Consider the following 16,828-nt stretch of genomic DNA (forward strand, 5'->3'; position numbering starts at 1 on the left):
TCGAACTTAATTATTCAATTATATTATGAAATCTTTTCAAATGAAAGCAGGACTTTTTAGTCTTGTTATCTCTTCTGGACTTGTATTCACTGCATGCGAGAAAAAGGAAGAAGCACCTACGGTTCCGGGTATAGACATTGCCAAAATGGACCAAAACATTAGTCCAAAAGACGACTTTTTTAAATATGTAAATGGTACTTGGTATGACAATACTGAAATCCCTTCAGATAGAGCACGTTGGGGTAGTTTTGATGAATTACGTCAAATGACAGATGAAGATGCCCTTGCAATTTTGCAAGAGGCCATGGAAAGTGAAGCCTTAAAAGATGCTCCGGCACCTGGAAATATTACAGATCAACAAAAGGCAATAAATTTTTACGAAACGATAATGGATACGGTAACAAGAGACGCTCAAGGTATTGAGCCATTGAAGCCATATTTAAATCGAATTGACGAAATTAATAACGTTGCAGATTTACAACGATTCTTAATTGAAATGGAACCTTTTGGGGGAATCGGTTTCTTTGGTTTTGGTGTAGGTTCTCATCCAGAAAACAGTGATTTGAATACGGGCTATTTAGGGTCTGTAGGTCTTGGTTTAAGTAGAGACTATTATGTAGATACCGATGAGGATACTCAAGAGAAAATGAAAAAATATCGCAAGCATGTTGCACGTATGTTACAATTTATTGGCGATGATGAAGAAACAGCAAAAACCACAGCCGATGTAGTTGTAGATTTCGAAACAAGTTTAGCGGAACCTAGAATGAATAAAGTAGATAGAAGAGATGCGCGTAAGCGTAACAACCCGCGTTCTATTGCAGATTTAAACAAAATGGCTCCATCTATAGATTGGCAAGCTTATTTTGATGGTATTGGCGCAAAAGTAGATACTGTTATTGTTACAGATCCTAACTACATTATTGCCATGGATGGTATTTTAAAGCAAAACGATGTTGCTGCTTGGAAAGCCTATTTGCGTTGGTCTGCTATTGACAGAGCAGCAGGAAATTTAAGCACCGACATAGATAAAGCTAATTGGGAATTTTACTCTAAAGAATTAAGAGGTGCTAAAGCAATGCGCGATAGAAAAGAGCGTGCTTTAAATGCTTTAAACGGTAGTATTGGTGAAGCATTAGGTAAGTTGTATGTTGAGAAGAAATTTCCGCCGGAAGCTAAAGAGAAGGCTGAAAAAATGATTAAGAATATCATGTTAGCTTATGAGAAACGAATCAACGAATTAGAATGGATGCAGGCTGAAACCAAAGCTAAGGCGATTGAGAAGCTCAGAAGAATGAAAGTTAAAATTGCGTATCCAGATGAATGGAAAGATTATTCTGCGTTGGTTATGGAAAGCACTAAAGACGGTGGAACTTATTATGGTAATACTTTAAACTTATCAAAATGGAATTATTATAAAGATTTAGATAAATTGGGTAAGCCAGTTGATAAATCTGAGTGGTTTATGCCACCGCAAATGGTAAATGCCTACTTTATGCCGCCATATAATGAGATTGTATTTCCAGCAGCAATCCTACAACCTCCATTTTATAATTATCAAGCAGATGAAGCCGTTAATTACGGAGGAATTGGTGCTGTAATCGGACATGAGATTTCTCATAGTTTTGACGATGCTGGATCTAGATATGATGCAGATGGAAACTTGAATAATTGGTGGACCGACGAAGATTTAGAAAAGTTTAAAGAGTTAGGTAAAAAATTAACAGATCAATTTGATGAAGCGGAAGTATTACCTGATGTGTACATAAATGGTGCATTTACCTTAGGAGAGAATATTGCTGATTTAGGAGGTGTACTTGCTGCATATGATGGTTTACAGATGTATTATAAAGAAAATGGTAGACCTGAAGATATTGATGGATTTACAGCAGAACAACGCTTTTTTCTTTCTTGGGGAACGATTTGGCGAACAAAATCTACGGATGATGCATTGCGTAATCAGGTAAAAACTGACCCACATGCACCAGGTATACAAAGAGCACAAATGCCCCTAAAAAATGTGCAAGCATTTTACAAAGCTTTTGATATTCAAGAAGGTGATCCTATGTATTTGGCACCTGAAGACCGAGTAAGAATTTGGTAATCAAAAAGCGATCATATTTAAGCGCCCACGCTAGTGGGCGCTTTTTTATTTTATGTACTTTTACTTTAAGAAATTGTAAATGAGTTGCAGATGAAATTGAACCTTCAAGAAATTGAAAGGGTACCCACAATTACCAAACAAGAATTCGTTAAAAATTATCTGAAGCCGCAAAAACCAGTTGTAATAGAGCAGTTGGTAGATGATTGGCCCGCTATTAAAACATGGAGTTTAGAATATATGAAAGAAATAGCAGGAGAGATATCTGTTCCTTTATATGATGATCGGCCTGTTGATTATAAAGATGGTTTTAACGAACCTCATGCAACCATGAAGATGAGTGAGTATGTAGATTTGTTAAAATCAGAGCCAACAAAGTACCGTATTTTTTTGTGGAATATTTTGAAAGAAATTCCGTCACTACAAAAAGATTATAGCTATCCAGATATTGGTATTAAGTTGTTAAAGAAATTACCTATGCTATTTTTTGGCGGTAGAGATTCTTATACCTTTATGCATTATGATATTGATTTAGCCAATATTTTGCATTTCCATTTTGAAGGAAAAAAACAATGCATTTTGTTTCCTCAATCGGAAAATGATTTTCTGTATAAAATTCCACATTCTTTAATAACGCGAGAGGATATCAATTTTGCAAATCCAGATTTTGAGAAATGGCCTGCCTTAAAAAAGGCGAGTGGTTACATAACTCATTTAGAACATGGCAATGTATTGTATATGCCCGAAGGATATTGGCATTATATGCGTTATTTAACTCCTGGTTTTTCTATGAGTTTAAGAGGGTTAGCTCGGAACCCTAAAAATTTAGGAAAGGCAGTGTACAATGTGTTTGTAATGCGAACTGTTGATAATTTAATGAGGCGATTAAAAGGTCAGAAATGGATTGATTGGAAAAATGAACAAGCCATAATAAGAACAAATAAAAAAAACGGGAAGCATTAAACTTCCCGTTTTTAATTACATTTCATTTCTAAAGAAGATGGCGTTCATCAATAATTTATTGGTTCCGTACCAAAATCCTCTAAAATTAGTGTTGTCTGTAAATAATAATACTTTACCTCTTTTTAATCTTTTCGTTTTAAAAGGCACAGTGCTTTTTAGACTATCCAATTTTTCTTCAGAAATATAACCACTTAATAATGGTTTATTAGTGTATTGAATTGGGTTGTTATAACTCTGCTTTTCAGGTTCCATAAAGATTGACGTGTTTCTAAACAGAGCCAACTCATCATTTTTGTATCCAAAGTTAATTGGATGTGAACGATCTATTTTAGCATTAAAAATGGCACCTCCAATATTTTGGGCTCCTCTAAAGTTCTGGCGGTCTTCAAAGCTTACATCATTAGCTATTAAACTTGATTTTTTGATTTCAACCTTTATAATCTCTTTACTGTTTAGCCAAGATATTGTATTTCTATAGCCAATGAGTGTTCCACCATTTTCAATCCACGATTTTAAATTATTAGTAACACTTTCAGAAAGTCCTCCTGCACTTGGTAAAATAATGGTATTATAACGTGATAAATCTAAACGTCCTAAATCTTCTGTATCTAATTTTGCAATTGGAATATTAAATCTTTGATCTAATAAATGCCATATTTCTCCTGCATCATAACTCGAAACTCCATTGCCAACAACTAAGGCGATTTCTGGGGTTTTTAATGTTCTAAAATTGTTACTTCCTAAATCAATACCTTGATTTAAACCTGTATTAACTGATGTTACAGTTAAATGCGCATTTTTAGCAGCGATATTTATTCTATTAAACAATTCTGAATCGTCGTATTTCTGATTTTGTACAGGTATCATTAAAGTTCCATAGTCATATTCAATGCCACCCGCAGTAAATTGTTTTAAGGCACCTTTAATACGAATTCCGTGAGATTGTAATTCAAATGCAAATTTAGGCGAATAATACTCATGCCATTCTACTAAATAGGCATAGTTGCTTTTATTCAGAGCTTTGCCTTCTGGTAATTTAAGATCTGTTACAGGAGATCCAGCATTGCTCATACTTGCATTTTCGTTGTAATCTATATTAAAAGCTAAAGGAAAGGTCCATGCAGAAACATCGTAGAATAAACTGTCTTTAAACGTAGTTCGTTTTTCAAACATAGCTTGTAAAAGCTTACTATTCTTTTGTTGTTTTGGCACCACAAAGCTGTACCCTTTTTTATAATTTTTACCTTTTAAAGTTATATCTTCTTTTAATTCGTAAAACTCAATTTTATGACGACTTAAGATTTCGGCTAAATGATATGTTTTGGCTGCATCTTTTGCATCTCCAAAAACAATGGCTTGTTTTACCTTATTGTTGCGCATGTGAGCAAAAAAATCTCTTTGATAATTAAGCAAGTTTTCGCGCAAAGATTGAGCTGCTTTTAAAGTAGAAAGTGCAGTGGTAAATTGATTTCGTATAGTAAATGGAAATGATAATAGGCCATTAGAAGTTTCTTGTAAATGACCTCTTGAACTTGCCTGCTCAAATAATATTCCAACAGCACCATTTATATCAGGAAATGTAGAGCCTTTTCCGTAATAGTAATCATCAAAACTTTCTTCAGAATAATAAAGAGAACCAATGTTATCTAGTGCTTTAGCATGGAATTTTGCAATTTCTTTTGTTAAACTCTGATTCAAATCAGGAGTTAAGGGATGTGTTCTAGATGGAATGCCTGGTTGGAAAAAGAAGGAAGCGTTTGACCCCATTTCATGATGGTCGGTCAAAATATTTGGCATCCATTTATGAAATGTATTAATACGTGCCCTTGATTCTGGTAATTGCACTGGCAACCAATCTCTATTCATATCGAACCAATAATGATTCGTTCTTCCTCTTGGCCAAACTTCGTCGTATTCACGGTCGTTTGGATCCGAAGTTAAATTTTTGTTTTTGTTAGTGTTTGCCCAATAGGCAAAACGTTGTAAGCCATCTGGATTAAATGATGGGTCGAATAAAATAACCACATCGCTTAATAGTTGTTTTACCTCTTCAGAATTAACTGCAGCTAAATAATAGGCCGCTACCAATGCGGCATTAGAGCCACTAGGTTCGTTTCCATGAATTGAAAATCCTTGATAAACTACAATTGGCGCATTATTTAAATCTACATTTTCTGCTCCAGCTTCTGTTAACGCCATATGTTCTTTTTGAATATCATCTATATTGGCATGATTTTCAGTTGAAGTAATCGTTAATAAGACCAAAGGACGATCTTCAAAAGTTTTACCTCTATTTTCAATTGTAATTCTGTCTGAAGCCTCTGCTAGGGCATACATGTATTGAACCAATTTATCATGTGTAATATGCCATTTTCCCACAGGGTGCCCAATGACACTTTCAGGAGTTGGTATGTCCGGATTTAGATTTGATTCTTGAAAATAATACGATAAGTCTAAGTTATTTTGTGCATTGCTTATTAGTGAGAAAGCCAAAGCACAACATAGGATAATTCGATTCATATTAGATGTTTGTTGTATTTCTCAAAAATACAGAAATATTACCCAATTAAATCCTTAAGTTTTTCATAAACCATTGCAGATTCCCAACCTCGGTAGAGTAGATAGTCGGCCAATTTTTTCTTAGCTTGAATTTTTGATTTACCTTTTAATGTTTCGTATTTTTTTAAGGAGAGTTCATCAAAAGTCTGTAGATATTCTTTATCACTAATTTCTTGAAGTGCAGACTTAATATTGTATGTTGAAATATCTCTAAATTTTAACTCTCTTATGATACGCTGTTTGCCCCATTTTTTAATTCGAAACTTACCACGAGCAAAACTCTTGGCAAATCGTTCTTCGTTCAAAAAGTTGTGTTCGATTAAGTGAACAATTATATGATCTATTGCCTCAGTTATCATATGGTATTCTCTTAATTTTTTTTCAACTTCTTTATGGCAACGATCTTGATATACACAATAACGCTCAATGTTTCTTTTGGCCTCTTCTACAGTGTATGTTTTTTTGTTGTTCACGAGACGAAAATAATTAAATCAGTTATATTTGATTAACCAATAAGAAGTAAAATAATCATGAAGAAAGTTTATAACATTGTTGCAATCATTTCTATTCTATTGTTCGCGATTGGATTTGTTGCTGATAAATTAAACGTTGAAAGTTTGAATATGCTGATTGAGAACAGGGATTTATTTGTGGTAATCTATTTATTTTCTAGTCTACAATATCAGAGAAAATTAAATCTTGAAAAGGAAGCATTAATTAAAAAATTAAAAAAAATAAAAAACCGAAGCATTTGCTTCGGTTTTTATGTTTTAGGCTGCTCGCCATCTTTTGATTCTGTGTTTAAACTTGTTTACTAAGTAGAATAATATTGGAACAACTATCAGGGTTAAGAAGGTGGCTACAAACAGACCGTAAATAACCGCCCAAGCCAATGGTCCCCAGAAGATAACATTATCTCCTCCAAAATAGATATTAGGGTCAAACTCATTAAATAATGTATAGAAGTTTATGTTAAACCCTATAGCTAAAGGAATAAGACCTAAGATAGTTGTAATGGCAGTAAGTAATACAGGACGTAAACGTGCCTTACCTGCTTTTACAATACTTGTATGAATATCTTCTATTCCTAATAATTCATCTTCATTAAAGTCTTGTTCTACTTTTTTTCTATCTATAAGTAATTGGGTATAGTCTAGAAGTACCACTCCATTATTCACTACAATTCCGGCAAGGGAAATAATACCCATCATGGTCATCATTAATACAAACGATGCGCTTGTAATTAATATGCCACCAAATACACCAATAAAGCTTAAGAAGATAGCTATCATGATAATTGTTGGTTTAGAAATAGAGTTGAATTGGAAAATTAAAATCAAGAATATCAGACCTAATCCCGAGAAGAAGGCGCCCATTAAAAATTTCTGTTGTTTTTCTTGTTCTTCAATCTGCCCTGTATAATTAATTTTGATATTTGAAGGTAATCCTTCAAAAGATTCCATTTCATTTTGAATTTCTGTCACAACTGCTCTCGCATCAATAAAACCAGGTGCTAAGGCTGAATACACTGTTACAACACGTCGAGAATCACGATGTTTAATTGCACTAAATCCAGACGTGTTTTTTTGTTCTGCCACGGCGGATACAGGGATTTCCTTAATTTGACCAGAAGCCATATCTCTAAACGTAATCTTTTGGTTAAAGATGGCGCTGGTATTGTAGCGGATATCTTTGTTAAAACGAACATAGATATCATAATCATCGCCATCGTATTTGTATATGCCTGCTTTTGCACCAAAAATTGCATTACGTAATTGTTGCCCAACTTGACCTGCGCTTACCCCTAATTCACCCGCTTTTTTACGGTCAACATCAACAATCATTACTGGCTTCGATTTATTTACATCTATCTTTAGCTCATCGATACCTCCAATATTTCTATTGTTGATAAACTCACGCATGCGCTCAGCTGTCAGAATAAGTTCTTCGTAATTATCTCCCTCTAATTCAATGTTAATAGGATGTCCGATAGGCGGTCCGTTCACATCTTTTTCAACAGAAATTAAAACTCCTGGATATATTCCAACTAGGGCGCGTTGCACTTTAGCCATAAGTTCTTCACTCATTCTGCCCTCTCTATATTTATACTCGCGCATTGAGGCAGTAATTTTGGCTTTGTGCGGCATTTCTGCTGTTGAACCACCATCTGAATTTGGGTTGCCTGCACCTTCACCAACTTGAGATACAACAGATTCCACTAAATAGTTATGGTCGCCATTCATATTGTCTGGGTCATCTAAAAGCTTGTATACGCGCTCTTCGATATCTTTTGTAATGCGATTGGTTTTTTCGATATCAGTACCTTCAGGATACTCGATGTATACAATAATTTGATTTGGTTTATTATCTGGGAAAAACTCAAACTTCGTATCTCCACTTCCTAATGATGCCCCAAATTTTGCAAAGATGAAAAACAGTAAAAAGAAGGTTCCGACAGTAATAATATAAGGTCTGTAACCACGTAAGGCAATTTTTAATGTTCTTTCGTAAAAACGCTCTAAAACGGTTAGAATTCTTGTTTGGAAAAAATTAGCGGCTTTTCTTAAGATCAATCGATACACCCATAACATGATGGCTGTAAAAATCATGATACTACCTAACATTTTGTATCCTCCACCAATTAATAGGATGATTACACCTATTACTGTAAGAACTGCAGTTATACCAATAATATTTTTTAATGGCATTTCGCTATCCTCAACTTTCATAAACTGAGATACTAAAACTGAGTTAAAGAAAATCGCAACAAATAGAGATGATCCAAGTACAACTGATAAAGTTATAGGGAAATAAATCATAAATTGCCCCATTAACCCTGGCCATAAACCTAATGGTACAAAGGCTGCTACAGTTGTTGCAGTAGAAATAATAATTGGAAATGCGATTTCGCCAATACCTTTTTTAGCAGCTTCTTTTCTACTCATTCCTTCCTCGTCCATCAAACGATAAACGTTTTCTACTACTACAATACCATTATCTACTAACATCCCTAATCCCATAATTAGGGCAAATAAAATCATGGTATTCATAGTATAACCAAACTGGTCTAATATCATTAAACTCATGGTCATAGACATTGGAATAGCAAACCCAACAAAAAGGGCATTTCTAAATCCTAAGAAGAACATTAAAACAGTAACAACTAGAATAATACCGAAAATGATATTGTTTACAAGATCATCTACCTGACCAATAGTTTTAGAAGATTGATCGTTGGCATAAGTAATTTCTAAGTCTTTAGGAAAAACATCTTCTTGCGCCTTTTTTACAATATCATATACTTTGTCTACTGCTGCCACCATGTTTTTTCCTGCACGTTTTTTAACGTCAAGCATAACAACACGATCAACATATTGACGAGCATAAGTGGTGCGTTCTTTTTCTTTAAACTTAATATCTGCAATATCCTTAAGGTAAATGGGATTGTTAAATTCAGATTTTACAACAAAGTTTTGCAATTGTTTTGGAGTGGTAATTTCACCTAAAATTCTTATTGTTCTTCGTTGTCCACTGGCTATTAAATTACCAGCACTCATAGTGGTATTACCATTTTGTATAGCGTTAATAACGTCAGAAAAACTCACTTGAGCAGCCATCATTTTATATATGTCTACAGCTACTTCAACTTCTTTTTCTTGCGCTCCACGAATGGCTACTTCTTTAATCTCATCTATGGCTTCAATTTCATCTTGAAGGTATTCACCAAATTCTTTTAACTTTTCTACAGGATAATCTCCAGTAAGGTTAATGTTGATGATTGGAAACTCTTCAGACATAGATAAATCAAAGACATTTGGCTCTACCTTGGCACCATTAAATGTCGGCCAATCTTCGCTAGAAGTTTCGGTATCAATTTCGTCTTTAACTTTTTGTTTGGCGGCTTCTACAGTTATGTTTTCATCAAACTCTACAATTACCATCGATACATCTTCTTGTGATGTAGATGTAATTTCTACCACATTACTTAGGGTTTTAAGAACTTCTTCTATTGGATCTGTAATTAGTTTCTCTATATCTTCTGCTGTGTTTCCAGGGAAAATAGAATTGATATAGATTTTAGTTTCTTTAATCTCAGGGAAATTCTCACGAGGCATGCTGTTGTATGCAGAATATCCAAAGAATAATATAAGAAACATCGCCATGTAAATGGTAGTCTTATTGTTGATAGCCCATGATGAGAGCTTAAATTCTTTATCTACTTTTTTTTGATTCTTAGTCATTTGTTTTTCATCTTAATTTGTTAGCTAAGATTGAATAGGGGATATTCAATACTTTCTTTTTCAGATTTTTGGTTTATTCAACCACTTTTACAGATTGACCTTGGTTTACTGTTCGCGCTCCTTCTTCAATAATCTCCATTCCTGGTTCAAGACCCCCTAGTACTTCTATAAAGTCTCCTTGAGTCTTGCCAGTAGAAATAATAATTCGCTTTGCTTCGCCAATATTTTCATTTTTATCAATAACGGCATACACATATTGCTCACCAGAAGCATTCTCAGTAATTATACTTTGAGGGATTAAAACAGCAGTTTCATTTGTGTAATCGTTTATTTTTAATCTACTAGTTAAGTTTGGTTTGATTTGATGGTCTTTATTTGGAATACCAATTTCAATTTTAAAAGACCTATTACTAGGGTTGATATAATTTCCAACTTGTCTAATTGAAGTTTGAACAGTTTTGCCTAGAATTGGGAAGTATACTTCTACAGATTTTCCTTTTGTTACATTTTTGATATGTGCTTCTGGAACTTCGGCTTCAATATACATGTTGTCTAAGTTCACTATACGCATAAGCATAGAGCCACCTGGAGCAACAACGGTACCTTCATCTGTTAATACATCATCAATAATTCCTGAGAAGGGAGCGGTAACAATGGTTTTAGCCAATTGCTTTTTCATTTGATCAACTGCATTTTGTTGTGCTAAATAGGTAGTTTCTGCTTGTAAATATTGAATTTCAGAACCTATTTTTTGATCCCATAGACGTTTTTGGCGTTCATAGGTAGTTTTGGCAAGTGCAGCCTGTGCTTCTAATTGAGCAAGTTGTTGGCTCAATCCACCATCATCTATTCGAGCCAATTTTTGCCCTTTCTTTACGGCTTGTCCTTCTTTAACAAACACTTCTATAAGAACTCCACTAAACTCTGGATATATCACTATATTTTGTTTTGTAACTACATTACCTTGTAATTCTAAAAAGTGATTGAACTTTGTTGTAACAATTGGCAATGTTGTTACTGTAGGGTTTCTTGAATCTCTATTTAATTGACTTAAAGCCTCTTCAATTTCTTTTAGCTGTTTCGCCGTTTCTTGTTGTGTTTTTCTTAGCTCTGATTTTTTTGATTGTAGCGCTTTGGTGTCTCCAGCAGCAACAAGATCTTCAATACTTGTTTTATTGGCGTTAGAACTACAAGCAGCAATCAAAATAGCTATGACGATTATAGTTAATGAGTTTTTCATTTTTATAGTGGTTTTTTTATTTAATGTTAAGTGCGTTTTCTAATGTTACTTTCGCGTTTATAAGGTATAAGATGGCGTCTAAATATTCTCTTTGACGAGAATATAGTTGATTTTGTGCATTGCTTAAATCAAAGCTTGTTGATACCCCTTCTAAGTATTTGGTGTTTTCTTTGCCTTCAATTCTTTCGGCTAAATCTAAGTTTTGTTTAGCGTTGTAATAGCTATCTATAGCAAAGGTGTAATCTGTTCGAGCATCACTAAGTTCCACTAAAAGGCGCTGTTCTGTTTCTGTTAATTTTTTTGAGGCTTTGTCTAGTTCTATTTTAGCTTGTTGTGTTTTAGCATCTCTACTAAAACTACTAAAAATTGGTACATTTAAACTAACACCTAGCATAGATGAAGCAAACCACCTTTGATCGTTACTTAGAAATCGAAATTCATCATTATTTGCTGTAGTTCCAACATTTACAAATGCGCTTAAAGATGGTAAGTATTTGCTTTTTTCGTACTTCATCTGCAATTCGCTAGTTTCTTTATTCGTGTCTGCTATTCTATAATCTATATGTTCTGTGATATCGAATTCTTGCTGAGTCAATCCAAGATTAAGATTGGCCATTAATAGGGATTCTAAACTTTCACTTAAAGTGATGGGTTTATTAATATCGATCCCTAATCCGAGATTTAGTAACTTATAAGCCGAAGCTTTAACTCTATTGGATCGATTAATTTCATTTTCGATAGCAGACAATGTTAATTGCAATTGTTCTGCGTCTTGCTCTTCGCTAAATCCGTTTTCAACAAGCTTTGTTGTTTGATGTAAATTGCTCTCCAAAACAGCTTTGTTTTTTTCTAAGATTAAAATATTTTCTTCAACCAATAAAACGTATGTATAGGCATTTGTAATAGTTTGTTTTATTACAAACTCGGTTTTCTCTTTTGCATTTTCGCTGAGGCTTAAGTACATTTTTACACCTTTCAGACCTATAAAATAAGAACCGTCAAAAAGTAGTTGATTAAGTACTAACTGAGCATTCACATTTTGTTTGGTGCCAAATACTACTTCAGCAAATTCTCCATCTTCACCACCAAAAAATTCGGCAGGAACTAAAGAGACTTGTTGTTTTATATTGTTTTGGTAATCTACATAACCATTTAATTGAGGTAAACCAATGGCGGTAGTTTCTCTAACCTGTTGTTCGGCAATTTCTATGTCTTTTGAGGCATAGTCCATTTCATAAGAATTTTGAATGGCATAAGCTACAGCCTCATCTAAACTGAAGGATTGAGGAACTTCTTGTGCTTGCAAAAAAATACTTATTAGAGTTAGTAATAGTAAAAAGTTATTTTTCATTTTTCAGTATTAATTTTTCTAATGTTTGGATTCCTTTTTTAGTGGCAATTGCTCTAATGTGATAGTCTAAATAGAGCGTTGATATATAGTTATAGTTATATTCATTACTTGGAAATGTTTCATCGTCTTTTAAACCAATAGCGCCTATGAAGTATATTCTTGTAATAAAGTCAACATCTAAATCGGGTCTGTATAAACCCATTTGAATACCCAAATTCAAATTTTTAGATACGCAACTTTGAATAAGTTCTAATTGCTTCAATTTTAAATTGTGAAAAATTTCGGGATAATATTTCTGGAGTTGGTAATGTGATGAGGATGATTCGTCTTTCAAATGTTCGTGAGTAAATTTTTTAACGGCAAAAAGTTCTTCTATGGGGTTTTTGGTGTTTTTACAAATCAAATCAATACCACCTGATATCATCTCAAACAATGCCATGGTGGCTTCTTCAATTAGAATGTTTTTATTTTTAAAATGTGAATATATGGTCTTTTTTGATATACCCAATTTGTCGGCTATATCATCCATAGTTACACTTTTAAAACCATATTTAAGAAAGAGTTCTCCAGCCTTTTCTAATATAGCACACTTCATAGTAGATTGGTTAAAATCGAGTGTAAATATAGTTTGGAAACTTTTTACACACAAAAAGTTTCCAAAGTTTTCACAGAATTTTAACGGTTTATTTAAAACTTGATTTATTTTAGCAAAAAATCCATCATTTTGTTAGAAGACTACAAACAAGAATTCCTTAAGTATATAGAAGAAAAAACTCGTTTTAGCGAACCTAGTTCTTTATATGAACCTGTTAATTATATTTTACAAATTGGAGGTAAGCGTATTCGTCCTATTCTTGCGTTAATGGGAGCTGATGTGTTTGGAGCGAATTATAAAGACGCTTTAGATGCGGCTTTAGCAGTTGAGGTTTTTCACAATTTTACGTTATTGCATGATGATATTATGGATGATGCACCTTTGAGAAGGGGGAAACAGACAGTTCATGAGAAATGGGATATAAATACAGGAATTTTATCTGGGGATGCCATGTTAATTTTAGCCTATCAATTTTTAGAAAAATATGAACCAGAAATATTTAAAAAGCTTATAGCAGTTTTCAGTAAAACTGCACGAGAAGTTTGTGAAGGGCAGCAATATGACATAGATTTTGAAACAAGAAATGATGTTGCCATAGATGAATACATTAAAATGATACGACTAAAAACTTCGGTGTTGGTTGGGGCAGCTTTAAAAATGGGAGCTATTGTTGCAGGCGTAAGTGAAGAGCAGACCGAGGCTATATATGATTTTGGAGTAAATCTTGGTATAGCATTTCAACTGCAAGATGATTATTTAGATGCTTTTGGTGATCCAAAATCTTTTGGAAAAAAAGTAGGAGGAGATATAATTGAGAATAAAAAAACATTTTTGTATCTAAAAGCTCTTGAGTTAGGAACTGATGAGCAGAAAGACATACTATTTAATTTATTTCAATTAACCGAAGACTCAGAAGATAAGATTAATAAAGCAAAGAGTCTTTTTAAAAATTCTGGAGCAACTTCTGCTACCAGAAATGAAATTTTGAATTATACGAATAGAGCATTTGAAATTTTAGATAAACTGCAAATAGAAGTGTCAAAAAAGAAGTTGTTACAAGCTTTTGGAGATCAATTAATGCATCGTACAGTTTAAAAATAGGCTCTAAAAACAGGAGTGAAAGCTGATCCATAAATAGCCTGATTGTCATCGTATAATACATCATAGCGCATTCCGAATGAAATATTTCCGGTGTTGTAGGCTATTCCAAGGTACAGGGCTGTATTCCAATAATTATTATCAAACTCAAAGCGGTCATCTGAATTATTAACATGCATCTGTTCTAATTCTACTGAAAACTGAACAGGAGGCAATACGTTAAAAAGACCTATAAAACTTCCTCCAATGATATTTGAAGAAACCTCGAAATCTCTATTTAAAGAAGGGCTATAATATTCACCTTTACTATACAGGTAATTAAAGCTTACACCAGCACTAACTTTTGGATTAAAATCATAAATAGCACTGGGCGATACACCTATTGATGTATAATTGTTGCCAAATCCTAGATTAAAAGTACCGCCAAATCTAACATTATCAAAAAACATCGATCCCTCAGATTGAGAATAAGAAAATGCAGAAATACACAATAAAGAAATAAAAAATGCGTTTTTTATAATTTTCATAGTGGAGTTAATTTTAAGTAAATGTACGAATTAGTTCGGATAGCTTTAATTAGTGACATCATTGTTGAATAAAAAATTGTACAATAGGTAAAATAATAGTAATATTGCACCCAGTTTCAGGACCCATAGCTCAGCTGGTTAGAGCACCTGACTCATAATCAGGGGGTCGAAGGTTCGAGCCCTTCTGGGTCCACTATTAAAAATTAAATGAAAACTAGAAACAAATGGAATTTTATTCTATATTTGTGTCCAAGCTTAACCCCAAATTATGAATAAAAGTTTGAAAAGACTTTTTTTAACTTTAGTTCTTGTAACGGTTTCTCAATCGTTTTTTGCTCAGGTAGCTCCCCCTCCTCCGCCTCCTGTGGGTCTTCCAATTGATGGAGGAATTCTTTTTTTAGTTATATCTGGTTTAGTATATGGAGTCTGTAAAATAAAGAAAGACTAATTATTGTTGCATCAATTTCGCAACGTATTTTCCAATAACATCAAATTCTAAGTTTACTAAGGTGTCTTTGGTGATGGCTTTAAAATTGGTGTGCTCTAAGGTGTAGGGTATAATTGCGACACTAAATTCATTTAATTTAGAATTAACTACTGTAAGACTAACTCCGTTTACAGTGATTGAACCTTTTTCAATAGTTACATTATTTAATGAAGAGTCGTATATAAAAGTAAATATGTGACTTCCTTCTTCGTCTGAAATGTTTATGCATTTTGCTATTTGATCAACATGACCCTGAACTATATGACCGTCAAGTCTAGCGCCCAATTTCATGGCGCGTTCAAGGTTGACTAAAGTTCCAACAGTTAATTCACCGAGACTAGTTTTGTCAAGAGTTTCTTTAATAGCTGTTACTACGTATTCTCTGTTTTCAATTGAAACAACAGTCAAGCAAACTCCGTTGTGAGCAACACTTTGGTCTATTTTTAACTCTTGAGTAATGTCGCTTTCAATGGTGAAATGAACATTTTCTTGTTCTCTTTGAATGGCTTTTACAATGCCTAATGTTTCAATTATTCCGGTAAACATGTCTAAATATTATTGATTACTTTTGAGGTTTCAAAAATAGCAATTATTTAGGCGGTATGGATAATCATAAAATGAAAATAGGAATAAGCGTTGGAGATATAAATGGAATTGGTGTTGAGGTAATTTTGAAAACATTTTCAGATAAGCGAATGTTGGACTTTTGCACTCCTGTGATTTTTGGAAATAATAAATTGATTGCTTTTTATAAGAATCATTTGAGTCTTAATTTTCAAACTCATCAAATTTCTAACCTTAGCCAAATTAATGATGATAAAATAAATGTTTTCAATGTTTGGAATGAAGATGTGCAGATTACTCCAGGAAAATCTAACACCCAAGGAGGAGAATACGCTCTGAAGTCATTGGAAGCTTTAGTTAAGGGAGTACATAGCGGTGCTATAGATGCAGTTGTAACAGCTCCTATAAATAAAGATAATATTCAATCTGAAGGATTTCAATTTCCAGGTCATACGGAATTTTTGGATGCATCATTTGATGGTAGTAGTTTGATGATCTTAATGACAGGAAAGTTGCGTGTTGGTTTAGTAACTGGTCATATCCCAGTTTCTGAAATATCGAATGCCATTACGCCAGAAGCAATAGAACGTAAGGTTAAGCTGCTCTATGATTCGTTAATAAGAGATTTTAAAATTAGTAAACCTAAAATTGCAGTTTTAGGTTTAAATCCTCATTGTGGAGATAATGGTGTAATTGGAAAAGAAGATGATGAGATTATCAGACCAACCATAAATAAAATAAAGCAAGAGGGAAAACTTGTATATGGACCTTATGCAGCAGATGGATTTTTTGGATCAAAAACTTATGAGCAGTTCGACGCTGTCTTAGCTATGTATCACGATCAAGGATTAGCGCCATTTAAAAGCTTATCTTTTGGTAAAGGGGTAAACTTTACCGCAGGACTTTCTGTAGTTAGAACTTCACCTGATCATGGAACAGCATTTGAAATAGCAGGACAAGGAGAGGCTGATGAGGGGTCTTTTAAAGAGGCGTTGTTTACGGCAAAATTGATTGCTGAAAACAGATCGGAATTTAACGATTTGACAAAGGATCCATTAAAAATGACAGCTTCAGAATAAAAAGTAAAATTGATTTAGATTTA

13 protein-coding genes and 1 tRNA gene are annotated in these 16,828 nt (G+C 33.7%); 6 read left to right on the forward strand and 8 right to left on the reverse strand.

Translation table 11 applies throughout. The features are described from left to right. Positions 1-25 precede the first annotated feature (25 nt). Entirely contained in the window at positions 26-2,104 is a 2,079-nt protein-coding gene (locus ACYQ5R_RS07325) for a M13 family metallopeptidase (RefSeq protein WP_460190269.1), read from the forward strand. A 90-nt stretch (positions 2,105-2,194) separates the two neighbouring features. Next, a complete protein-coding gene (locus tag ACYQ5R_RS07330; protein ID WP_460190270.1) occupies positions 2,195-3,064 on the forward strand; it encodes a cupin-like domain-containing protein in 870 nt (289 codons plus the stop codon). 15 nt (positions 3,065-3,079) lie between these two features. Here ACYQ5R_RS07330 and ACYQ5R_RS07335 read toward each other — a convergent pair whose 3' ends face one another. The 6 genes from ACYQ5R_RS07335 to ACYQ5R_RS07360 all read right to left on the reverse strand — a co-directional run bounded on the left by ACYQ5R_RS07335 (position 3,080) and on the right by ACYQ5R_RS07360 (position 13,050). Beyond that, positions 3,080-5,584 (reverse strand): M14 family metallopeptidase, encoded by a 2,505-nt coding sequence (locus ACYQ5R_RS07335; protein ID WP_460190271.1) that lies wholly within the window; start codon positions 5,582-5,584, stop codon positions 3,080-3,082. A gap of 38 nt (positions 5,585-5,622) precedes the next feature. Next, a complete protein-coding gene (locus ACYQ5R_RS07340) occupies positions 5,623-6,096 on the reverse strand; it encodes a regulatory protein RecX (RefSeq protein WP_460190272.1) in 474 nt (157 codons plus the stop codon). Between the two features lie 297 nt (positions 6,097-6,393). Beyond that, a complete protein-coding gene (locus ACYQ5R_RS07345) occupies positions 6,394-9,864 on the reverse strand; it encodes an efflux RND transporter permease subunit (protein WP_460190273.1) in 3,471 nt (1,156 codons plus the stop codon). Positions 9,865-9,937: 73 nt separating this feature from the next. Beyond that, on the reverse strand, positions 9,938-11,104 hold the full coding sequence (locus ACYQ5R_RS07350) for an efflux RND transporter periplasmic adaptor subunit (protein WP_460190274.1): 1,167 nt from the start codon (positions 11,102-11,104) through the stop codon (positions 9,938-9,940). 16 nt (positions 11,105-11,120) lie between these two features. After that, positions 11,121-12,455 (reverse strand): TolC family protein, encoded by a 1,335-nt coding sequence (locus ACYQ5R_RS07355; RefSeq protein WP_460190275.1) that lies wholly within the window; start codon positions 12,453-12,455, stop codon positions 11,121-11,123. Then, the gene (locus tag ACYQ5R_RS07360; RefSeq protein ID WP_460190276.1) at positions 12,445-13,050 is read right to left on the reverse strand and encodes a TetR/AcrR family transcriptional regulator; all 606 of its coding nucleotides are present in this window, start codon (positions 13,048-13,050) and stop codon (positions 12,445-12,447) included. The genes ACYQ5R_RS07355 and ACYQ5R_RS07360 overlap by 11 nt, the downstream gene beginning before the upstream one ends. 123 nt (positions 13,051-13,173) lie before the next feature. On the opposite strand from ACYQ5R_RS07360, the gene ACYQ5R_RS07365 reads away from it, so the two are divergent. After that, positions 13,174-14,145 (forward strand): polyprenyl synthetase family protein, encoded by a 972-nt coding sequence (locus tag ACYQ5R_RS07365; RefSeq protein WP_460190504.1) that lies wholly within the window; start codon positions 13,174-13,176, stop codon positions 14,143-14,145. Here ACYQ5R_RS07365 and ACYQ5R_RS07370 read toward each other — a convergent pair. Beyond that, entirely contained in the window at positions 14,142-14,675 is a 534-nt protein-coding gene (locus ACYQ5R_RS07370; protein WP_460190277.1) for an alpha-ketoglutarate decarboxylase, read from the reverse strand. The two genes, ACYQ5R_RS07365 and ACYQ5R_RS07370, sit on opposite strands and share 4 nt — an antisense overlap. A gap of 119 nt (positions 14,676-14,794) precedes the next feature. Here ACYQ5R_RS07370 and ACYQ5R_RS07375 point away from each other — a divergent pair. Both ACYQ5R_RS07375 and ACYQ5R_RS07380 read left to right on the forward strand, forming a co-directional pair. Beyond that, positions 14,795-14,868, forward strand: a tRNA-Ile gene (locus tag ACYQ5R_RS07375). 75 nt (positions 14,869-14,943) lie between these two features. Beyond that, a complete protein-coding gene (locus tag ACYQ5R_RS07380) occupies positions 14,944-15,123 on the forward strand; it encodes a PID-CTERM protein-sorting domain-containing protein (protein ID WP_460190278.1) in 180 nt (59 codons plus the stop codon). On the opposite strand, the gene ACYQ5R_RS07385 is transcribed toward ACYQ5R_RS07380, so the two are convergent. Beyond that, positions 15,124-15,708, reverse strand: a complete 585-nt coding sequence (locus ACYQ5R_RS07385; protein WP_460190279.1) for a riboflavin synthase — start codon at positions 15,706-15,708, stop codon at positions 15,124-15,126. A gap of 56 nt (positions 15,709-15,764) precedes the next feature. Between ACYQ5R_RS07385 and pdxA the strand changes: the two genes are divergently transcribed. Beyond that, a complete protein-coding gene (pdxA, locus tag ACYQ5R_RS07390; protein ID WP_460190280.1) occupies positions 15,765-16,805 on the forward strand; it encodes a 4-hydroxythreonine-4-phosphate dehydrogenase PdxA in 1,041 nt (346 codons plus the stop codon). Positions 16,806-16,828: the final 23 nt, after the last annotated feature.

The organism is Urechidicola sp. KH5 (assembly GCF_054661455.1).